Origin of the sequence: Faecalicatena fissicatena, from assembly GCF_016900595.1 — a bacterium.
Taxonomy (GTDB): Bacteria; Bacillota; Clostridia; order Lachnospirales; family Lachnospiraceae; genus Claveliimonas; species Claveliimonas intestinigallinarum.
In genome coordinates this window covers 38824-59546 of record NZ_JACLYY010000004.1, presented here as the reverse complement: position 1 = coordinate 59546, position 20723 = coordinate 38824, and the positions used below count along the sequence as shown (strand labels likewise).

Below are 20723 nucleotides of genomic sequence, written 5' to 3'. Positions count from 1 at the left end.
GGCTATTGTTCCTCCTTTGTCAGTGTAAGAAATACGTCCCGCAGACTGGGCTCCTCAGAGTGGATCATAAGAACCTCCCCTGCCTGCTCCAAAGACTTCAGCAGTGCTTCTCTTTCCAGAGGCACCTCCTTCTTCCCCTCCCCCGTGGTGATGACCACCCTTTTCCGGGAGTATTTCAGCTTCAGCTCCTCCGGTGAACCGCTCTCCACAATGCTTCCTCTATTTAAAAGGGCTACCCTGTGACAGAGCTCATCCGCCTCCTCCATGTTGTGGGTGGTGAGAAAAACTGTGGCCCCCTCCCGGTTCAGCTTCCTGATAAGATCCCTTATCTCATCCGCCGTAGCCGGGTCCAGGTTGGCCGTGGGCTCGTCCAGAAAGAGGAGGCCCGGCTCGTGGATGATGGTCCTGGCAAAGACCAGTCTCTGCTTCATCCCCCGGGAGAGCTTCTCCACCTTCTTCCTGGCGGCATCAAGAAGCTCCACCGCCTCCAGCGTCCTTCGGATTTTTTTCTTCTTATCCTTAATCCCGTAAATATCCGCGAATATGTCCAGGTTTTCATAGACTGTCATCTTCTCGTACAGGCCGCTCATGTCGCTCATAATACCGATCTTCTTTTTTATATCCGGTGAAAACGGATCCTTCCCCAGCACAGTCACTTCCCCGCTGTCACTGTGAAGCTGCCCGGTGAGGAGCTTGATGGTAGTCGTCTTGCCTGCCCCGGAGGGTCCCAGGTATCCGAAGATCTCTCCTTTTTTGATTTCCAGATCACAGTGATCCAGCGCCTTTACCTTTCCAAAGGTCTTTGTCAGTTGATTTGCTTTTACGATGTTTGTCATGGCTTTCGTCCTCCTTACAACTCCTATCCTACCGATTCTGTAGATTTTCACCTTATTTTCCCGGTAAATGGAGCCTGCAAGGGGATGAACGGAGCAAAAAAAGGGGTGAAACCTGCAAGGCCTCACCCAAAAAGTCACTTTTTTATTTCTCATATGTGCTGTGTCCCGGTCTCAAGGGCAGGGAAAAAGGCTCTCTTTTTCCGGATCACAAGGAGGACAGCCAGCCCTGCCAGGAACCAGATCACACAGACAGCGCTGCCCCAGGCCAGGGACACATCCATAAAGCCCTCCATGGGCTGTATTTTTTTCAGGACCACTCCCAGGATACCGGTGGGCAGAAACTCCGCCACTCTTCCAAAGGCCACATTCCAGTAGGAAAAGACCGGCGCCACATAGACGGCCACCACGCTGATGGCTGCGTACACATTCACGCTGTTCTGGTCCTTTGCGTACACCCCGGTCAGGAAGCCCCAGGGCAGAAGGGCCGTCACGCCGGCCAGATGGATCAGCAGGTACTCCGGCAGGAGGGACATATCCGCCCCCGCGATGAGAAACACCACCACAGCCATGAGCTCTCCCACCACCAGGCAGGCCACGGCCTTAGCCGCCGCAAACTGAGCCAGCGTCACGCCGGACCGGGACAGAAGGGACAGGGTGTCCCTCTCTTTTTCCTCCACCAGCAGGAGGGGAAAATCTGTCAGCGGCACCAGCACGATATTAAAAAGTCCCGTGGTCAGAATCAGCATCCAGGGATCAAAGTACACCATCCGGAAGATCATGGCCAGAATGGCCGGGGTAAAGGCCATCAGCAGAATCGTTTTATCCGTAAAGGACGTCCAGATATCCTTCTTCAGCAGCGTCCACATTCTCTTCATTTTACTTTCCTCCTAAGGCTCACTGATTTAAAATTCATACATGCTTCGCAGCTCCTGGATCTTTCCCTTGGACAGGGGCACGTCTGTCTTCTCGTATCCCGACAGGCGCAGGGAGTAGGAATTTCTCGTCCACTTCACCAGCTCCACCACCTTCTGCATGTTCACAATGTAGGATCGATGGCACCGGAAAAAGCCGAACCTGGCCAGCTTTTCCTCCAGCTCTCCCATCCGGAAGGCACCCGTATACTGCTCCCGCTTTACGTACACAAAGACCTTCCCGTCATTCGCCTCCACGTAGTCGATCTCCTCCGGATTAAAGAGGAAATTCTTCTCATTGTAGGAGACGGAAATCTTGCTCACCTGGGGAAGCTCCGGGCTGTCCTGGGTGTTCTCCCCCTGGTCGATGCACCGCACCTCCCCCTGAATGATCTCATAGTGATCCCCGGGGCAGATGCAGGTGTCCCGGTGGGACAAGGACAGGGTCACAAGCCGCCCCTCCCGCTCATAAAAGCTCTCCATCCAGCCAAGGATGACCTTCTTTGACTCTTCCTCCTCAAAGGCAATAGGATTCAGGACAAAAAAGTCCTGCGCTCCCCTGACGATCTCCCGGGCGATCCGCACCCTCTTCTTCTGTCCCTCCGTACATGCGCCCAGCTTTTTTCTCATCAGCTCCGAAAGGTGCATCTGCTCCACCGCGGAGCGCACTCTCCCCGACCTGCCGGACAGCCCCGCAAAAAACTTCAGATAGCTTTTCACTGTCATCCTTTCATACAGGGCTCCCTCATCTTCCACATATCCCGCGTCCCGGCCCGCCGCCTCCATCAGAGGGGCTTCGTCCTTTTTGGTTCCCTCGAAATGGAGCATCCGGCTTCCGGATAAAACCTCCCTCAAAAGCTCTTCCATAATCTGTTCTCCTTTGGCTTCACCCTGCCATTTTCACGGCAGGCAAAATACTTCTCCATTGTACTGGATGGAGGCGTACATTTCAATATATATGGAAGAAGTATTCCCGGAGGTTCTCCCGAAAGAGGGGCGTAAAAAAGGACCTGCGCTGTAAAGCGCAGATCCTGTATCTGTCCGCCATATCCTAGAGAACTCTTCTCACGCAGCGGAGCTGCCGGTATGTACAGCTCGACCACTCCACAATGCCTACCTCAGGGGATGAGGCGTGGATGATGCCGCCCGTGCCATTGTAGATACCTACGTGTCCATAGTACACGAGGAGATCTCCCGCCTGTGCCTGGGAGAGAGGGATCTCCACTCCCGCCGTGGCCTGTGCTGTGTCAGTCCTTCCAAGGCTGACGCCAAAGGCCGCGTAGATCTGCTGGGTAAATCCGGAGCAGTCGATGCCGTTTGTCAGGCTGTTGCCCCCGTATACATAGGGGTTGCCCAGGAACTGTCTCGCATAGGCGACCACCGCCCATCCGTCTGTCCCCTGGGGAGGAATGACCGTACTGCCCCCACCACTGGAGCCACTGCCGCCGCTGGAACCGCTGCCACCAGATCCACCGCCGTTGGATGGCTGGCTGGGGGTAGTATCCTGGGCCGCGGCTGCTGCCGCTGCCGCCGCCTGGGCCTCCTGCTGCCTGCGGGCCTCTTCCTCCGCCTGCTGAGCAGCCACCGCCTCCTGAATGTCCGCGTCAAGCTGGGCAATCTCGGACTGCTTCCCCTCAATCATCGTTCCCAGGGAAGCCTTGTCGTTCTCCAGCTGGCTCTGCATCTGGTTCATGCTCTCCGCCTCCTCCTGGAGACTTTCGGAGAGCTTCTCTATCTTCTCCGTTGTAGCTACATACTCTTCCTGCTTCTGTCTGTCATATGTGTGCACATTTTTTATGTACTCGGCCTTGTTCACCAGATCTGAAAAGCTCTCTGCCGAGAGGAGCAGCTCCAGCTCGTTGCCGCTTCCGGACTCGTACATGTACTGAATACGCTTTTTCATATCCTCGTACTGCTTGTCCTGCTGCACGATCGCCTCCTCCAGGTCTATATTCGCCTGGTCGATCTCCTCCTGCTTTTTCTGCAGATCCGACTCCAGTGTGCTGATCTTGTCCAGAATACCTGTCAGCTCGGACTGGAGCGAAACCACCTCGTCCTCTGCCGCCGCCTTGTCATTTTGCAGATCCTCCACAGAGGGGGTTGCAAAGACAGGGCTGACCGCCATGGAACTGATCAGCGCCGCTGTGATAAAAGCCTGTGCGATTTTTCTCTTCATATTCTCCCACCTGTCTGTTGTAAATTATTTATACTCTTATGATTTCAGTTTTCACTTATTCAAAATACATGTTACTACATATTTTCGTTTATTTCAACATTTTCCAGGAATTCACAAAAGAAAAGCAGCGCTCCTTCCCTCAAAGGGCAATGGAGCGCTTCTCGTTCTTTGACTATTCTTTTTTCAGGTAAATCCTAACGATAAATTCCTACCAGCATCTTCTGTACCAGGGTGATCCGTACACGCTGGCGATCTTGACCACGTCTCCCGGCTTGGGCGCGTGGATCATCTGACCGTTCCCGATATAGATCCCCACATGTGTTCCGTAGCACACGATGTCTCCCGGCTGTGGATTGCTGACTGCCACGCCGCAGCCTCCCTGTGCCTGGGAAGTCCTGGGAAGGGAAATGCCCGCCACCGCATGGCAGTACTGCACAAGTCCGGAGCAGTCAAATTCCACACCAGGTGTGGAGCCGCCGTATACATAGGGTACATTCAGCTGGCTGTACGCTGCGTTTACAATAGCCTGTGCAGTGGATGTGTTTCCACTGGATACGCTGCCGGATGAGCCAGATGAGCCGGATGAGCCTGAGGAGGAACTGCCGGTGGAACCGGATGTTCCGCTGCCGGTCGAAGTTCCTGTGGAGCTGCCCCCGTTCGTTCCGCCGCTCTGCACAGTCGTATTGCCCGTTGTCCCTGTATTCTGGCTCTCTGCCTCACGCTGAGCCGCCTCCGCCGCGGCGGCCTCTGCCGCCGCCTGGATCTGCTGGTCATAGTTGGCGACCTCCGCCTTCTTCTGCTCCAGAGTCTCATTCAGCTCCGCTTCCTGGGCCTCGTACTCAGCCTGCATGGTCTCCTGCTTATCCTGCTCTTCCTCCAGCGTATCCTTCAGATCCTGGATCTCTTTCTCCGTATCCTCCAGAGCCTGAAGCTGCTGCCTGTCATAGGTATGTACATTAGCGATATACTCCGCCTTGTTTACAAAATCCGAAAAATCTGTGGCAGACAGGAGGGTTTCCAGGGCGGTAGCCTGTCCGTTCTCGTACATATACTGAATGCGCACCTTCATAGAAGCATACTGCTCCTCCGCCTTCTGCTGGGCTGTATCCAGATCCTCCTGGGCCTGGATGATCTTTTCGCCGGTGGAGATCATCTCCTCCTCAAGCTCACCTGCTTTATTGAGAAGTTCTGTCAGCTGCTCCTGCAGAGAATCCGCCTCGCTCTGGGCCGCCGCTTTACTGCTCTCAAGTTCGTTTGTGTCCGGAGCAGCCAAAACCGGTGTCGCGGCTACGGAGCTGGCCAGAACCGCGGCGAGAACTGCTCTTCCATATCTCTTCATCTTTATTATCGTCACCCTTTCCGGTCATTTCTTATAGAAATCTTTCTTTTTCAACAGCATTTATTATAAATGACCAGTTAAAGTTTTGCAATATTTTTTAATACTTTTGTAATATTTTCATATTTCCATCACATTTCTCATCCGGCGCAGCAGGGAAAATCCCTTCCGCATCAGATCCTCTCCCGCTAAAGAGCCGCTGTATTTCTCTCCTCCGGTCCTCCCGGGAGCACCGGCTTCTCGTCAATCCTCTGGATCAGGACAAACATGGTGGCTGCAAAGGCAGCGCAAAGGACAGTGACGACGCTGATGCGCAGATTGTCCTCCATCAGCCATCCGAAGAGGCCGAACTGCGTGGCCGCCACAGAGATCAGGTTCATCACCACATGGGCCGCAGCCGGGGCCTTCACAGAGCCGTATTTTTCATAGACATAGCTGAGCATCATGCCCGTGGCAAAGGCGTACAGCATCTGGACCATGTTTCCGTGAAGGATAGCAAACACGAGGCTTGAGAAAAAGGCCGCGTGCATAAACCCGGACTGCTCTCTCATCCGCTTGAACATCATGCCCCGGAAGACAAGCTCCTCGGATATGGGCACCAATACGCCGAGACAGAGGAGCTGCATCCCGAAGGGAGCGCTGTAGAGAGACTCGGAGGTCTGCTGGTAGCTGGCGCTGTAGCTGGAGATGCCGGAGATCAGGATCAGGTTGTTCAGCCCCACACAGAGAGCCGCCGCAATCCCGATCACGGCCCCGTACTTCCACAGGGGCGCCTTCCGGTTGGGGATCACGCCCGCCAGCCGCTCATTTTTCCTGTCCTTGTGGAACATATATAAGATGACAGGGATGACGATGAGTGCGGTAACGCCCTCAAGCTGGGTCGTGTACCGCAGCATTTTCTCCGAGATAGACAAGGAGAAATTTAACATGTCCTGCTGACTCTGCATGGCTCCTATTGTCTCTTCATAGTGCCGGGAAATATAGAAAAACGTATACCCCATCACAGCCACCATACTGACGCCGATGCTGATCAGATATTTGATGATCAGGGGCGTCCATGCGTACCATGCTCCCCTCCTGACCGGGGGTGACACATGGCCTGTCGGCATCCCCTGCGGCATTTTGTGGGGTTCACTGTCTGTTCCGGGCTCCTGGTTCGGATTTTCCCAAGGATTATTCATATATCGTAAGCCTCGCTTTCTCGATCATTGTATGCGCTGCCCGCAGGCAGGCTCTCAAAATTCTTTTTTATTCTACTTCCGAAACAGAAAAGTTGCAATTAAAAAACTATAAACTCTTTCATTTCTCCTGATTTCGCCCTATAATAATAGAAACACCCCACGAAAGGAGCTTAATATATCATGGAAGATCAGAAACAGCGCGTTTACGATGCCCTGAACAAGCTGGGCATTAAATATGAAGTAGTGGAGCATGAGCCCGTCCATACCATGGAGGACATGGACCGCCTCGGCCTGCCCCAGAAGGGAACTCTCTGCAAGAACCTGTTCCTGCGGGACGCCAAGGGGAAACGGCACTTCCTCGTCACCTGCGATGAGAAGAAAAAGGTGGACCTGAAGGCGCTGGGCCGCACTCTCGGAGCCGGCAACTTAAGCTTTGCCTCCGAGGAGCGCCTGGAGAAATATCTGGGGCTGAAGCAGGGCAGCGTATCCCCCTTCGGACTGATGAATGACACAGACCATGCGGTAGAATTTTTTATCGACAAGGATTTAAGCCGCTGCAAGAGCCTTGGCATCCATCCCCTGGAGAACACAGCCACTGTGTTCCTGTCCTTCAAGGATCTGGACAAGTTCCTCTGGGATCTGGATGTGGATGTAATCAAGATCAAGCTGTAGGCATATCGCCCGCCGGCCGGGACTCTAAGGCTGTATATGGTATATAAAAGAGACAGGAGATCTTTAACGAAAAAGGAACTCCTGTCTCTTTTTGGTTTACAACTGTGTTTCGCTTACGTCCGCCCTTCCGAACTCCTCCAGCGCCCTGCGAATGTCCGCCTCGCCGCCTGTCAGGGTTCCCTGGATCATGCCCGGCTTTCCGCCGCCCCGGCCCTCAAACCGGCTGTTCAGGCTCTTCCCAAGAGGCCGCACATCCGTCTGTCTGCTGCCGATCACATACCGCCAGCCGCCGTCCTTCGCCGCCGTAAAGACGCCGCAGACGCAGGCTCCCCTCTCCAGGAGCAGGTTCATCAGCTCTCTCGGAGCATCCCCCGCAAGGTCGTCCGCAAAGACAGCCGTCACCGGCTCGTCCACACGGATTTCCTTCGCACGGTACGCAAGGATCTGATGCTGGAGTCTTCCGTTCTCATACCTCTGCTTCTCCAGCTCCTCCTTCTGCCGCTTTACCGCCCCGGCGATCTGGTTCTCCTTCTCGCACAGAAGAGCGCCTATCTCCTTAGCGGCTGCCAGCTTGGCCTCGTAGTCCCTGAGCGCCCGAAAGCCGCAGAGCATGGTGATGCGCTCACCGCCTTTGTAATTCATCCGGTTCACCAGCTTGATCATCCCGATCTCCCCTGTCCGCTTCACATGAGGCGCGCAGCAGGCGCACACGTCGTAGCCGGGCACACTCACGATCCGGACCTGTCCCTCGATCTCAATCTTACTCCGGTACTCCATATGCTCCAGCTCCTCCTTCGAGGGGTACTGGACAAGGACCTCCAGATCCAGCGCCGCCGCCCGGTTGGCCTCCCACTCGATCTTTCGGAGCTCCTCCGCCGAAATAGGGCCGTCAAAATCCATGGTACAGTAGTCGCTGCCCAGATGAAAGCCCACGTTGTTATATCCGAAACGGCTGTGGACGAGGCCGGAGACAATGTGCTCTCCGGTATGCTGCTGCATCTTCTCAAAGCGCTCCTCCCAGTCAATCCGGCCCCGGACAGCCTCTCCCGGCTCCAGGGCCTCCTCCGTCCTGTGGTACACAACACCGTCCCTCTCCTGGGCATCCACCACCTTTATCTCTCCCAGGTATCCGGTGTCCGCGTACTGCCCTCCCCCTTCCGGGAAAAAGCAGGTCTGGTCCAGCACGATCCAGAATCCGCCGCCTTTCTCACATGCCTGGCAGGATAAAACCCGGGCCTCAAATTCCCTCATGTGGCTGTCCTCGTAAAACAGTTTCCTGGTCATCTCTTCAACACCTACATTCTCTGTATTCACATCTTCTACATTCTCTCCGGAGCCTCAAAGCCCAGCACATCGATACAGCTCTCCAGGATCTTCTTTGTCAGCACGAGAAGGGCGATGTAGCTCTTACGCACTTCCTTATCCTCCTCTGCCAGGATCTTTGTCTCGTGGTAGAACCGGTTGAAAGCGTTGGCCAGCTCATAGATGTAAGCGCAGATCTTGTGGGGCGCCAGCTCCTCAAAGGCGGTCTCCATCACGCCGTTGTACTTGGCTGCCTCCAGCATAAGTGCCTTCTCCTCATCCCCGTGGGCTCCGGCGATGGCCAGGCCCTCCAGCGACTCTCCCGCCTCTGTGTATTTATTAAGGATGGACTTGATCCGCACGATGGTGTAGAGAATATAAGGGCCTGTATTTCCCTCAAAGGAAGTGAACCTGTCCACGTCGAAGACATAGTCCTTGGCCGCCTGGTTGGAGAGGTCTCCGTATTTGATGGCGGAAAGTCCCACGATCTTCGCTGTCTCTCTGGCTTCCTCCTCTCCCACGGTCCGGTTGTCCGTGATCTTGCGGTACATCTCCTCGTCAATCTCCGCGATCAGGCTCTCCAGGCGCATGACGCCGCCCTCCCTTGTCTTGAAGGGCTTCCCGTCCTTGCCGTTCATGGTGCCAAAGCCCAGGAACCGCAGCCTTGTCTCCTCCGGCACAATGCCTGTCTTCTTGGCAGCACGGAACACCTGGGTAAAGTGGAGCTCCTGCCTTTTGTCCACCACGTAGATCACCTGATCCGGGTGATAATCCTGCTCTCTCTGTACCAGAGTGGCAAGGTCCGTGGTGCCGTAGAGAGAGGCTCCGTCTGACTTCTGGATCATACAGGGCGGGATCTCCTTTGTGTCGTCCTCCCGCTTCACATCGATGACCAGGGCTCCCTGGTCTATCCGGGCAAAGCCCTCTTTTTTCAGCCTATCGATCATATCCGGGATGTAGGGCTGGGCGTCGGACTCTCCCTTCCAGAGGTCAAACTCCACGTTCAGATTGCTGTAGTTCTTCTTCAGGTCCGCCACAGACACTGCCATGATGTGCTTCCACACAGCCGTGTATCCCCTGTGTCCGTTCTGGAGAAGATAGGTCGCGTGCAATGCTTCCTCCCGGTAATCCTCGTGCTCCTTCGCGTAGGCACTGGCTGTTGGGTAGATCTCCTCCAGCTCTCCGATGGTAAAGGGCGCCTCCTCGGGATACTCTCCCTCAAAGGAATCGTCAAAGTAAGGGAGCTCCGGCTGGCGCTTCTTCAGCTCTGTGATGATAAGGCCCATCTGGTAGCCCCAGTCTCCCATGTGGATGTCTCCCAGCACCTTATGTCCCATGAGACGGCAGATCCGCTTAACGCTCTCCCCGATGATGGCGGACCGCAGATGCCCTACGTGGAGAGGCTTGGCCACATTGGGCCCGCCGTAGTCGATGAGGATGGTCTGGGGAGCGCTGCTCTCCTCCACTCCCAGTTTTTTGTCCTCTCCCATCTCATTCAGATAGCCTGCTATATATTTATCGTCCAGCTTTATATTAATGAAGCCGGGCCTTACCATCTCCGCCGAGAGGATACAGCCCCCCTCCTTTATCTGATCCACCACATCCTGGGCGATCATAAAAGGCGCCTTTTTGTACGCCTTGGCTCCCGCCATGGCGCCGTTGCACTGGTACTCGCACAGATCCGGCCTGTTGGACAGGGTGACCTTTGCGTAGGAGCGGTCGTAGCCCGCCTTCTCAAACGCCTCTTCCATCTCTTCCGTGATCAGATCTATCAGTTGTTTCATTCTTTTTCCTCCATTCCTGCGGTCAGGATACCCTCTGCATCCCGATATCATCTTATAAGTCTACCATAATCAGGCTTTTCTCTCAATATCCTCTTTTCCACATTCTGTACTTTTTTCTTTCTTGCATTTTCCGGGCAGGTGTGCTACCCTCTTTGCCAGACCCGGTTGAAAACCGGGCCGACAGCAGACTTTTCAGAAACGAGGGATTACAATATGAAGATAGGTTCTCATGTGGGGATGAGCGGAAAGGACATGCTTCTTGGCTCCGCGAAGGAGGCCGTCTCCTACGGGGCGGACACATTCATGTTCTACACCGGCGCTCCCCAGAACACGAGAAGGAAAGAGATCAGCGAGCTGAACATTGAGCCCGCCTGGGATTACATGGAGGAGCACGGGATCGATGAGATCATCGTTCACGCCCCCTACATCATCAATCTGGCCAACACGGTCAAGCCGGAGACCTACGAGCTGGCAGAGCGGTTCCTGGCCCTGGAGCTGGAGCGCACCGCCGCCTGCAAAAGCCGGATCCTCATCCTACACCCAGGTGCCCATGTGGGGGCCGGGGTGGACGCCGGCATCGCCCAGATCGTCCGGGGGCTGAACCACATCCTGACGCCGGACACACCCGTGTGCATTGCCCTGGAGACCATGGCCGGGAAGGGCTCTGAGATCGGCCGAAGCTTCGAGGAGCTGGCCCGCATCTACGACGGAGTCACCTGCAGCGACAAGCTGCGGGTCTGCTTTGACACCTGCCACACCAGCGACAGCGGCTACGACATCATCCACGATTTCGACGGCGTCATGGAGGAGTTTGACCGCCTCATCGGCAGGGACCAGATCGCTGTCTTCCACATCAACGACAGCAAGAACCCGGCAGGCGCCGCCAAGGACAGACACGCCAACATCGGCTTTGGTCAGATTGGCTTTGACGCGCTGAACTACATTGTACACCACCCGGATTTCGAGGATGTGCCAAAGATACTGGAGACGCCCTACGTCCCCTCCCCCACCCAGCCGAAGAAATCCTTTGCGCCCTACAAATACGAAATCGAGATGCTCCGGCAGGGATCCTTTGATCCGGACCTGCTAGAGAAAATTGCCGGCAATTAGTCCGGCTTTTTTCTTGACATTTCCTCTTGTATGTATTATTGTATTACATAGATAATACATTTATATTTTTACATTTTATAAATGCGACAAGAAAAGCGAGGTGATCACATGCCATGGGACTTAGATAATGACCGCCCCATCTACCTGCAGCTTATGGAGCGGATCCAGCAGGACATCATAGCCGGCGTATACAAGCCCGGCGACAAGCTCCCTTCTGTGCGGGATCTGGCGGTGGAGGCCGCTGTAAATCCCAACACCATGCAGAAGGCTCTCTCTGAGCTGGAGCGCAGCGGCCTTGTATATGCCCAGCGGACCAGCGGACGTTTTATCACGGAGGACGAACAGATGCTCAAGGACATGAAAAAGGAACAGGCTTCCAGACATATAGCTGAGTTTTTTGAAAAAATGAGAAGTCTCGGTTTCCGGGACGAAGAGACGCTCTCCCTGATCGAGGAAGCAGTAAAGGAGGAACACTGACTATGAAGCCGATATTAGAATGTAAGGGGCTTTCCAAAAAATACAACAACATGAACTACGCCCTCACCAATCTGAATCTGGCGCTGGCCCCCGGCCAGATCGTGGGGCTCCTGGGGCCGAATGGCAGCGGCAAGAGCACGCTGATCAAGCTCATCAACGACCTGCTCATCCCCACGGAGGGCGAGGTTCTTGTGGACGGCATGACGCCCGGGGTGGAGACAAAGAAGATCGTCTCCTATCTGCCGGAGCGCACCTATCTGGATCCGGCCATGAAGATCAGGGACATCATCTCCTATTTTGCGGATTTCTACGAGAACTTCGTGACAGACAGAGTCTACCACATGATGACGGATCTGGAGATCGATGTGAACGCCAGGATGCGGACTCTTTCCAAGGGCACAAAGGAGAAGGTACAGCTGGCCCTCGTCATGAGCCGGGACGCCCGCCTCTACATCCTGGATGAGCCCATCGGGGGCGTGGATCCCGCCGCCAGGGATTACATCCTGCGGACCATACTTACGAACTACAGCGAAGACGCAACCATCCTTCTGTCCACCCACCTCATCACAGACATTGAGAACATCCTGGACAGAGTGCTCTTTCTCCGCCAGGGCCAGATCGTCCTGAACCAGACAGTGGATGAGATCCGGATGAACCAGGGAAAATCCGTCGACGCTTTATTCAGGGAGGTATTCAGATGCTAGGAAAACTGATCAAATACGATTTAAAATCCATCACAAGGTTTCTGCTCATCATCCACATTTTCCTGATAGCCGCCGCCGTGTTCGGGCGCGTCTTCCTGACGGGAAGGATTGATTTTGAGGCAGACGAGATCAACGAATTTCTCCTGACCCTGACCTTTGTGATCTACATCATCATATTTGCCGGCGTGTCCTTTGGAACCTCCATTATCATCGCCGTGAGATTTTACAAAAATCTGTTCTCGGATGAGGGATACCTGACCAACACCCTGCCGGTGACCAAGGGAATGCACCTTCTGTCCAAGACAATAGCAGGGAGCCTCTGGTGTCTCATCGACACGCTGCTCATCTGCCTGTGCGCCTACATCCTGATGGCCGTCCCCGTCATAACAGAGCCCTTAAGCGCCCACTGGGACGAATTCATCCATCTGCTGGGCTTCCAGGGACAGGGAGACCTCAACCTCTTCCTGCTCTATATGCTGCTGCTCAGCGTGGTGAGCGCTGTCGGCAATGTAGTCATCATAGAGGCGTCGATCATCTTCGGGCAGCTCTTTAACGGCCACAAGGTGCTGGGAGCTGTGGTCGCCTACTTCGTGATCACAACCATCACCTCCATCGCTGCCACCGTGGCCATGGGCGTGCAGGGCATCCTAAGCGACAGCATTGCCATGAACTCCGGCACAGCAAGCATGGCCCCCGAATCCATCGACCTGGCAGGCTACCTCACGGACATCATGAACCTGAGCCTTATCCTGTCCCTCTGCCTGACAGTCATCCTCTACCTCCTGTCCTACTTTATCATGAGGAGGAAGATCAATCTGTCATAAAGCAAAAAAAACGGCAGGCGGCCTTTCAAAAGACCGCCTGCACAAGAAACATATAGAGCACTGTGCCGGCTCCGATGCTGAGAAGGTTATTCCTCTTCCACACATGGAGCCCGGCCGTGACCAGCACCGCCGCTGCTTCCGGTATCCCATGAGGAGCCGAGAGCACCGGCGTTGTTTTTAGGCAGTAGACAACCAGCATGCCGATGACAGCCGGCGTCAGCACCCTTCCCAGGTACTGGACCACATCCGGTATCTCCTTCCCTTTTGGAAAGATGAGGAAGGGAACCACCCTGGTGGCAAAGGTGGTCAGAGCCACCGCAAGGATAATGAGCAGCGACATTCCTACACTTAACGGCATACTCTCGCCCCCTCTCTCTCAAGGCGGGTCCGCCCCACAAAGAGGACAAGGACAATGAGCAGCATGGAGGGCAGGACAAAGCTGTCCGCCCCGAAGATCTGCAGACAGATAAACGCCGCCGCCACGCCGATCACCTCCGGCGCCCTGTTCTTCGCGTCCATCCACTGCTCCACAAAGATCACCACAAAGAGGGCTGTCATGGCAAAGTCAATGCCCTCCGAGTTGAAGGGGATCAGCGTCCCCGCAAGGGAACCGATGACTGAGCCGATAACCCAGTAGGACTGATCCATGATGGAGATGGCAAAGAGAAATTTCTCCTCGTCCACATCCGGCGGCACCTTTGTGGTACACAAAAGCGAGTAGGTCTCATCTGTCAGTCCGAATATCATATACCATCTCTTTTTTCCCATGGAGTGAAATCTGTCCAGCAGGGATATCCCATAGAAAATATGTCTTATATTCACCATCAGCGTCATAAAAACGACCTGGACAAAAGAAATACCCGGCACGAAAAAATTCACCGCCAGATATTGTCCCGAGCCCGCGTACACCAGAAGGCTCATCAGCATAGCCCACAAAAAATTATACCCTTTTTCCGCGTACATCACGCCGAAGGCGATCCCGATAAACAGATACCCTGTCAGAACCGGTATCGTGTACGGGAACGCCTTCCGAAATGCATGTCTGTATCCTCTCATACTTCCTGCGTCCTTTTTATCCTTCTCGTATATTCAATCTACTGCTGCCCCGTCGAGGCCGCCTCCAGATCGGCCAGAGCCTCCGCCAGGATAGCGTCCGACGCCACAGCCTGGTCGTAGGCCGCCTGGACCTGGTCCATCAGCCGGGCCGCATCCTCCTGGGATGCCAAAAGCTGCGCCGCATCCTTCGTGTCCTCATCCGGCAGCTCCTCCTCCACACAGGGCTTCCCTGTCTCCTTGTCCTCCCCGATATAGAGAGTCTCAAGGCCGGGAACCATAGTGTAGATATCCTTTATCTTCATATCATAGCGGACGAACGCCAAATATGTGTCCCTGTATTTTCCCCGCTTCGTGTAGATCCTCAGATTTTCGTATCCTTCCGCGAAGGGGCTCTGCGCAGTCCTCTCCTCATAGTACCTTCGGACTGCCTCTGTAATTTGGGAGTCTGTCTCCTCCGTCAGCGGATTGCTCTCCGCCTCCTGCCATCCTTTGTTCTCTGTCTGCACGTCTTCACTCTGGACGGATACGGCCTGGGCCTTCCTGTCCCTGGCACTGTCCTGTGCAGCTTTGTCCCCTCCGTAAACAGCTCCGGCAGCTGCTGCGGCCACGGCCAGCAGCGCACAGACAGCGATCACTGTCATGCGACTTCTGCTTCCCGCGTCCTGGCTGCCCTTTTTTCTGTTTTCTTTCATGATAACCTCCATTACATCTGTGATCATCAGGCGCCGGCAGACAAGGGGCACTACAAATGATACTCGCAAACATTTAAAAAGTCAAGGCAGGTCCATCAGGCAGTTTTTTTCAAATTTCCCCTTGTTTTTTCCAGTTGGTTGTGCTATTATACTATTTGTCTCTGTAGCTCAGTGGATAGAGCACTGCCCTCCGGAGGCAGGTGCGCCAGTTCGACTCTGGTCAGAGACGTAAAGAGGAACAGCTTCAACGGCTGTTCCTCTTTTTTTGTGGGATACGCCCCGAGGACGTCTCCTTCAGCTCTCCGGCCTGTCCATCGCCCAGAGGGGCAGGCTCAGCCTGTCTTCCTTCCGCTTGTAGTGGTAGGGAATGTCTGACAAAACCTCCTCCTCCCTCACCTGGGTCTCATTGATCTCCTTTACGATCATGGCCGTCTCCCGCCAGGAGGGGGCGCTGCTGTCAGGCACGATGATCACCTCGTGGATACTGCTTGGAAGCACGTAGAAGTCCTCCTTCAGATAGCTTCCGATAGGCTTCAGGACATCCTTATATAGGACTGCCGCTGCCCCGAAGTTCCGAATGCGGTTTGTGAGGATGTACATGCTGTATCCCCGCCGCTCATCCGGATCCTCCTCCGGGGCGGCCGGCCCCTCCTCCTCCGTCAGGAGGGCGTACAGCGTTGTAAACTCCTCCGGGAGGAGCCTTTCTGTGTTGGCGCGGGCCTCCTCGTAGATCTCCTCTTTGGTGACCTTCCACCACTCCAGATGCTCGTTCCTCACAAGCATGGTGGCGATCCTGTCATCCTCCTTCATGTCCACCAGCACGTGGAAGACGATGGCCAGATCCAGATAGGGGACGTAGGGCACCTGCCGGAGCAGCTCCCGGTTCTTCTCCCTGTTGATGAGCTGATAAATCAGCCTGGGCCGCACATTGACGTACTTTGTCACAAACTCCCCCTCCCAGGAATGCCGCGTCCGCACATGGGCGTATAGGCTCAGGATCTGGTCCGCCACCTGTTCAAAGGGACAGCCCTGCCTGTACCGCTCATAGTACTCCTCCAGATAGATGGTGGGGGACACATTGACGCCTGGCTCGCAGAACACGATCCCCTTCCTCTTCATCCCGTTGTTTTTTGTCACCTGTCTGACGTAGAGAGATCTTCCCCCGTCAAGACTGCCTCTTAACTTCTCTTCCATCCGCTCTATAAACTGTTCATACGACATAGTTCTCCTTTCCCTGCATGTCAACTTGTGAAGTGCTGCCTGAAACAGGCTGATCTGAAAAAAGATATTCAGAGCTCCCATGACCCGGGCTCCCGGAACGAATATTATGGTGACTTATATTATAAAAAAGCCCTGCAAAAAATGCAAGGCTTTTCAGACATTCTTTTTAATTTTCAGAGCAGATTATACTCTGGACAGATACTCGCCTGTACGTGTGTCGATCTTCAGCACATCGTCCTGGTTCACAAAGAGGGGAACCATGATCTGCGCGCCCGTCTCCACGATAGCCGGCTTTGTAGCGCCTGTGGCTGTATCGCCCTTCACGCCCGGCTCTGTCTCTGTCACGCGGAGCTCAACTGTGATAGGCGGCTCGATAGCAAACACATTTCCCTCGTGGGAGATCACCTTTACTGTGTCGTTCTCTTTTACGAACTTGAGGGAGTCGCCCACAACGTCCGCGTTGACAGCCAGCTGGTCAAAGGTCTCCATGTCCATGAAGTTGTAGAGATCTCCGTCTGAGTACAGATACTGCATATCCTTTCTGTCGATATGAGCTGTCTCAAATTTCTCTGTGGGGCGGAATGTCTTCTCAACAACGCCGCCGTTGATAATGTTCTTTAACTTTGTACGAACAAAAGCCGCGCCTTTACCCGGCTTTACGTGCTGGAAATCAAGAATCTGATAAATGTTTCCCTCAATCTCCACAGTTAATCCGTTTTTAAAATCTCCTGCTGAAACCATTATAATCCTCCTTAAACTGTACCTTCAGATAGCACATGTCGTTCTTTTTCACTTGTTCCATTTTATAATACTCTGGTACTTTTTTCAACCTTTTTTTCCATTCAGGCTCTTTCTGTAAAAATGGAGCACGATTTTTTCCAGATAGCGCTTCAGGACGATCTGGATCTCCTCCCTGGGGTGGATGGGCTTTACGAGGATGCTCGGGATCCCCGCCCGCTTTGCTCCCCACACATCGGTAAAGAGCTGATCCCCTATGAACACCGTGCTCTCCCTGTCCGTGCCCATAATCTCCATAGCCCTGAGATAATTTTTCACAGAGGGCTTATGGGCATTGTAGACATAGTCCACCTGGATGGGCTCATTGAAGGTCTTCACCCGCTTCTCCTGGTTGTTGGAGATCAGGCAGCACCGAAAGCCAATATCCTTGAGTCTTGCAAAGAGACGCACCGCCCGCTCGTCGGCAGGCGCCCCGTGGGGGACAAGGGTGTTATCGATGTCAAAGATCAGGCCCCGCACACCCTCCTCGTACAGCTTCTCAAAATCTATCACGTATGTGGAAGCCACATACCTGTCGGGAAAAAATCGATCAAACATTATTTATCTTCCATCTCCGTCAGCTTCTGGATCATTTCCTCGCACACCTGGAGCACAGTCTTTCCGTCTGTGTTCACCACAATGTCCGCGGCCGCCTCATATTTCTCCCGGCGCTGCTCCATCAGCTCTGAAATCCCCTGCACATTCTTCCGCCCGTTGAGCACTGGGCGGTTGTTGCTGTCCTTCACTCTCTCATAGATGGTCTCCGGACTTGCGGTCAGAAGAACGACCCGGCCGTTCTTCTTCATCTCAGCCACATTTCTCTCCCGCATGGCTACGCCGCCTCCGCAGGAGATAACCGTGTTCTTCCTGGACTGCATCTCGATCAGCAGGTTCGTCTCCAGCTCGCGGAAATACTCCTCACCGTATGTGGCGAAGATATCCTGGATACTCATCTCTTCCCGCTCCTCGATCACCTGGTCCATCTCCACGATATTCATGGCGAACATGGTGCTCAGATAATCGGAGATGGTTGTCTTTCCGGCCCCCATAAATCCGATGAGGATAATATTGTAGTCAAACAGCTTTCTCGCCTGGATACGCTTGCTGTTGCGGTTGATCCGGCGGAAGACATCGTAGATCTCTTCTCTGTATTTATTGTCACCAAGCTTCTCCTTCAGACGCGCCGCCTGCTTTGCCTCCTGCTGGGGCTGGAGAATGGGCATGCCGTACTCTTCCTTGTAGGCCATGATCTTCTCCACTATGGCGTTTCTCTCTACCAGCGCATCAATAATCTTGTCGTCGCACAGCGCAAGCTGTTCACGGTACATCTCCAAATCGTTCATCGCTTTTCTCTCCTGTTATATTATCCCAAAATACATTTTCATATTATAGCAAAACACATGCAGATTTTCAATGAGTATAGGCGAAAAAGCGGGCTTTCCTTCCTTACGTTTAATCTTTTGGCAGAAACCATAGATATATTCTATCATCCGCCACAAAAACATGAATTTGTTTTATCTTTAACAATATTTTATAATGGTATCATAGTAAGTTCAGATTATCTGAAAAACCAAAATAACGGAGGTATATCAAATGAAGAACAACTTCAAACACATCTTCAGCCCCCTCACGATCAACGGCATGACACTACCGAACCGCGTTGTCATGATGCCCATGGGAAGCGACTTTGCCGGACACACTGGAGAGCTGAGCGATGAGCACATCAAATACTACGAGCTGCGCGCCAGAGGCGGCACAGGACTCATCATCGTGGAAAATGTATGTGTGAAATATCCGGAGGGCTCCAACGGGACAACCCAGCTGCGCATTGACAAGGACTGCTACATTCCCCGTCTTTTCAATCTGACAGAGGCCTGTCACAAATACGGCGCCTGCATGGGTGTACAGCTGAACCACGCCGGCGCTTCCGCCATGTCCTCAAGGATCGGCATGCAGCCCGTCTCCGCCTCCACTCTTCCCTCCAAGGAAGGCGGAGAGAGACCCCGCCCGCTGACAAGGGAGGAGCTCGAGAGTATCGCAAAGGATTACGGCGCTGCCGCACGCCGCGCGGTAAACGCAGGCTTTGACATGGTGGAGATCCACGCCGGACACTCCTACCTGATCAGCCAGTTTCTCTCACCGACTATGAACGACCGTACAGACGAGTTCGGAGGCTGCGCCGAGAACCGCGCCCGCTTCTGCCGCATGGTCATCGATGAAGTGCGCGCGGCCGTCGGACCGCGAGTGCCGATTTCCCTCCGTCTGAGCGTGGACGAGCTTGTAGAAGGCGGAAACACAGTGGAAGACTGCCTGGAATACCTGGAGTTCTTAAATGACGGTGTGGACATGTTCGACACCTCCTCCGCCCTGAACCCCTCCATCCAGTACCAGATCGACGCCAACTATCTGGAGGACGGATGGCGCTCCTACATGGCAAAGGCTGTCCGTGACAAATTCCACAAACCGACCATCGCTATCGGAAACATCCGCAATCCCCAGGTGGCTGAGGACATCCTGGATCGGGGCGACGCGGATCTGATCGGTATGGGCCGCGGACTGATCGCAGACCCCGACTGGTGCAACAAGGCAAGATACGGACATGTGGAAGACATCCGCAAGTGTATCTCCTGCAACATCGGCTGCGTGGGCAACCGTATCGGAGGCAACAAGCCTCTGCGCTGCACCGTGAACCCGGACCTCATAAACGGAGAAGCCTACAAGAAACAGAAGGTAAACAAGCCCTGCAATGTAGTTGTAGTGGGCGCCGGCACCGCCGGACTTGAGGCTGCCTGCACAGCCGCTGAGGTGGGCTGCAATGTTACACTTCTGGAAAAGCAGGACCACATCGGCGGACTTTCCGTGGAGATTTCCAGAATTCCGGCCAAGAAGCGTCTGGCGGACTTCCCCACCTACCTGAAGCACCGGGCAGAGGGACTTTCGAACCTGACCATCAAGACAGGCGTGGACGTAACTGTGGACATGATCAAATCCTATGAGCCGGATCTGGTTGTAAACTCCACCGGTTCCGTACCGCTCCTTCCGCCTATCGAGGGACTCCATGAGAACCTGGGCAAGGAGGGCACAGGAGTGTACGGCATCAAGGATCTGATGGGCGACATCCCGGCCTTTGACAAGGACATGACTGGCAAGAAGGTCATCGTCATCGGCGGCGGCGCTGTGGGACTTGACGTGGTAGAGTTCTTCGCTCCCCGCGGAGCCGAGACGACCATCATCGAGATGATGCCTGTGATCGGAAAGGGTCTGGACGCTTCCACTACCTCCAGCATGAACGAGTGCATGGGAAAGCACAATGTAACGCAGCTCGTAAACACAGCCCTGCAGAAGGTAAATCCCCACTCCTTCACCGTAAAACGCGACGGCAAGGAGGAGGAGCTCCCCTTCGACTACGGCTTTGTCTGCCTCGGCATGAAGGCCTACGCTCCTCTCTGGAATGAGATCGCAGAGGGCTTTGACGGCGAGGACACAGAGATCCTCAACATCGGCGACTCCGTTCGCGCCCGCCGTATCATAGACGGAACAGACGCAGGGCGCCACATGGTGCTTGCCACATTAGACAGACTGGGATACCTGTAGAGCGCACCCCGAAAAATGCTCCGGGTACAGTCAAAAACATCCTTATCCTATGAATAATGAATAAATGAAC

The 20723-nt window shown here is 54.3% G+C and carries 21 protein-coding genes and 1 tRNA gene; 7 read left to right on the top strand and 15 right to left on the bottom strand.

Going from position 1 to position 20723, the window contains the following annotated elements; all coding sequences use genetic code 11:
* Nucleotides 1-2: 2 nt before the first annotated feature.
* From H7U36_RS05310 to H7U36_RS05285, 6 genes are all read right to left on the bottom strand, one after another.
* The gene (locus H7U36_RS05310) at nucleotides 3-836 is read right to left on the bottom strand and encodes an ABC transporter ATP-binding protein (RefSeq protein WP_033124453.1); all 834 of its coding nucleotides are present in this window, start codon (nucleotides 834-836) and stop codon (nucleotides 3-5) included.
* Nucleotides 837-985: 149 nt separating this feature from the next.
* The gene (locus H7U36_RS05305; RefSeq protein ID WP_033124454.1) at nucleotides 986-1711 is read right to left on the bottom strand and encodes a hypothetical protein; all 726 of its coding nucleotides are present in this window, start codon (nucleotides 1709-1711) and stop codon (nucleotides 986-988) included.
* A 27-nt stretch (nucleotides 1712-1738) separates the two neighbouring features.
* The gene (locus H7U36_RS05300) at nucleotides 1739-2614 is read right to left on the bottom strand and encodes a LytTR family transcriptional regulator DNA-binding domain-containing protein (protein ID WP_191493483.1); all 876 of its coding nucleotides are present in this window, start codon (nucleotides 2612-2614) and stop codon (nucleotides 1739-1741) included.
* A gap of 184 nt (nucleotides 2615-2798) precedes the next feature.
* The gene (locus H7U36_RS05295) at nucleotides 2799-3923 is read right to left on the bottom strand and encodes a C40 family peptidase (RefSeq protein WP_052083767.1); all 1125 of its coding nucleotides are present in this window, start codon (nucleotides 3921-3923) and stop codon (nucleotides 2799-2801) included.
* Between the two features lie 208 nt (nucleotides 3924-4131).
* On the bottom strand, nucleotides 4132-5262 hold the full coding sequence (locus tag H7U36_RS05290) for a C40 family peptidase (protein WP_191493484.1): 1131 nt from the start codon (nucleotides 5260-5262) through the stop codon (nucleotides 4132-4134).
* A 185-nt stretch (nucleotides 5263-5447) separates the two neighbouring features.
* Complete coding sequence (locus H7U36_RS05285; RefSeq protein ID WP_191428497.1) at nucleotides 5448-6440, bottom strand: CPBP family intramembrane glutamic endopeptidase; 993 nt, start codon at nucleotides 6438-6440, stop codon at nucleotides 5448-5450.
* Between the two features lie 180 nt (nucleotides 6441-6620).
* Between H7U36_RS05285 and H7U36_RS05280 the strand changes: the two genes are divergently transcribed.
* Complete coding sequence (locus tag H7U36_RS05280) at nucleotides 6621-7112, top strand: prolyl-tRNA synthetase associated domain-containing protein (RefSeq protein ID WP_033124457.1); 492 nt, start codon at nucleotides 6621-6623, stop codon at nucleotides 7110-7112.
* 96 nt (nucleotides 7113-7208) lie between these two features.
* Here H7U36_RS05280 and H7U36_RS05275 read toward each other — a convergent pair whose 3' ends face one another.
* Both H7U36_RS05275 and argS read right to left on the bottom strand, forming a co-directional pair.
* Nucleotides 7209-8396, bottom strand: coding sequence for an alanyl-tRNA editing protein (locus tag H7U36_RS05275; RefSeq protein WP_191428498.1), 1188 nt, complete (start codon nucleotides 8394-8396; stop codon nucleotides 7209-7211).
* A gap of 35 nt (nucleotides 8397-8431) precedes the next feature.
* Nucleotides 8432-10198 carry an arginine--tRNA ligase gene (gene argS / locus H7U36_RS05270; protein WP_191428499.1) on the bottom strand — a complete coding sequence of 589 codons (1767 nt, stop codon included), beginning with the start codon at nucleotides 10196-10198 and terminating at the stop codon, nucleotides 8432-8434.
* Nucleotides 10199-10411: 213 nt separating this feature from the next.
* Here argS and H7U36_RS05265 point away from each other — a divergent pair, with 213 nt between their 5' ends.
* The 4 genes from H7U36_RS05265 (at nucleotide 10412) to H7U36_RS05250 (ending at nucleotide 13313) form a co-directional block, all read left to right on the top strand.
* Nucleotides 10412-11308 carry a deoxyribonuclease IV gene (locus H7U36_RS05265; protein ID WP_033124459.1) on the top strand — a complete coding sequence of 299 codons (897 nt, stop codon included), beginning with the start codon at nucleotides 10412-10414 and terminating at the stop codon, nucleotides 11306-11308.
* Between the two features lie 108 nt (nucleotides 11309-11416).
* Nucleotides 11417-11785, top strand: a complete 369-nt coding sequence (locus H7U36_RS05260) for a GntR family transcriptional regulator (protein WP_033124460.1) — start codon at nucleotides 11417-11419, stop codon at nucleotides 11783-11785.
* A 2-nt stretch (nucleotides 11786-11787) separates the two neighbouring features.
* Nucleotides 11788-12489 carry an ABC transporter ATP-binding protein gene (locus H7U36_RS05255; protein ID WP_191493485.1) on the top strand — a complete coding sequence of 234 codons (702 nt, stop codon included), beginning with the start codon at nucleotides 11788-11790 and terminating at the stop codon, nucleotides 12487-12489.
* Nucleotides 12483-13313: a hypothetical protein gene (locus tag H7U36_RS05250; protein ID WP_033124462.1), complete on the top strand. Its 831-nt coding sequence runs from the start codon at nucleotides 12483-12485 to the stop codon at nucleotides 13311-13313. Before H7U36_RS05255 ends, H7U36_RS05250 begins: the two co-directional genes overlap by 7 nt.
* 25 nt (nucleotides 13314-13338) lie before the next feature.
* On the opposite strand, the gene H7U36_RS05245 is transcribed toward H7U36_RS05250, so the two are convergent.
* From H7U36_RS05245 to H7U36_RS05235, 3 genes are read right to left on the bottom strand one after another with little or no spacing between them, the layout of a single operon-like run.
* Nucleotides 13339-13671, bottom strand: coding sequence for a branched-chain amino acid transport AzlD family protein (locus H7U36_RS05245; protein WP_033125842.1), 333 nt, complete (start codon nucleotides 13669-13671; stop codon nucleotides 13339-13341).
* Entirely contained in the window at nucleotides 13662-14369 is a 708-nt protein-coding gene (locus H7U36_RS05240; RefSeq protein ID WP_033125843.1) for an AzlC family ABC transporter permease, read from the bottom strand. The genes H7U36_RS05245 and H7U36_RS05240 overlap by 10 nt, the downstream gene beginning before the upstream one ends.
* A 38-nt stretch (nucleotides 14370-14407) precedes the next feature.
* Nucleotides 14408-15061 (bottom strand): hypothetical protein, encoded by a 654-nt coding sequence (locus H7U36_RS05235; protein WP_052084024.1) that lies wholly within the window; start codon nucleotides 15059-15061, stop codon nucleotides 14408-14410.
* Between the two features lie 157 nt (nucleotides 15062-15218).
* On the opposite strand from H7U36_RS05235, the gene H7U36_RS05230 reads away from it, so the two are divergent.
* Nucleotides 15219-15290: transfer RNA gene (locus tag H7U36_RS05230), tRNA-Arg, on the top strand.
* A 65-nt stretch (nucleotides 15291-15355) separates the two neighbouring features.
* Here H7U36_RS05230 and H7U36_RS05225 read toward each other — a convergent pair.
* The 4 genes from H7U36_RS05225 to H7U36_RS05210 all read right to left on the bottom strand — a co-directional run bounded on the left by H7U36_RS05225 (nucleotide 15356) and on the right by H7U36_RS05210 (nucleotide 18402).
* Nucleotides 15356-16282: a DUF5688 family protein gene (locus tag H7U36_RS05225; protein ID WP_191493486.1), complete on the bottom strand. Its 927-nt coding sequence runs from the start codon at nucleotides 16280-16282 to the stop codon at nucleotides 15356-15358.
* A 183-nt stretch (nucleotides 16283-16465) separates the two neighbouring features.
* Nucleotides 16466-17023 (bottom strand): elongation factor P, encoded by a 558-nt coding sequence (gene efp, locus H7U36_RS05220; protein WP_033125844.1) that lies wholly within the window; start codon nucleotides 17021-17023, stop codon nucleotides 16466-16468.
* An 84-nt stretch (nucleotides 17024-17107) separates the two neighbouring features.
* Nucleotides 17108-17617 carry a YqeG family HAD IIIA-type phosphatase gene (locus tag H7U36_RS05215; RefSeq protein ID WP_033125845.1) on the bottom strand — a complete coding sequence of 170 codons (510 nt, stop codon included), beginning with the start codon at nucleotides 17615-17617 and terminating at the stop codon, nucleotides 17108-17110.
* Nucleotides 17617-18402 (bottom strand): shikimate kinase, encoded by a 786-nt coding sequence (locus H7U36_RS05210; protein ID WP_033125846.1) that lies wholly within the window; start codon nucleotides 18400-18402, stop codon nucleotides 17617-17619. The genes H7U36_RS05215 and H7U36_RS05210 overlap by 1 nt, the downstream gene beginning before the upstream one ends.
* A 250-nt stretch (nucleotides 18403-18652) precedes the next feature.
* Between H7U36_RS05210 and H7U36_RS05205 the strand changes: the two genes are divergently transcribed.
* Nucleotides 18653-20653, top strand: a complete 2001-nt coding sequence (locus H7U36_RS05205; protein ID WP_033125847.1) for an oxidoreductase — start codon at nucleotides 18653-18655, stop codon at nucleotides 20651-20653.
* Nucleotides 20654-20723: the final 70 nt, after the last annotated feature.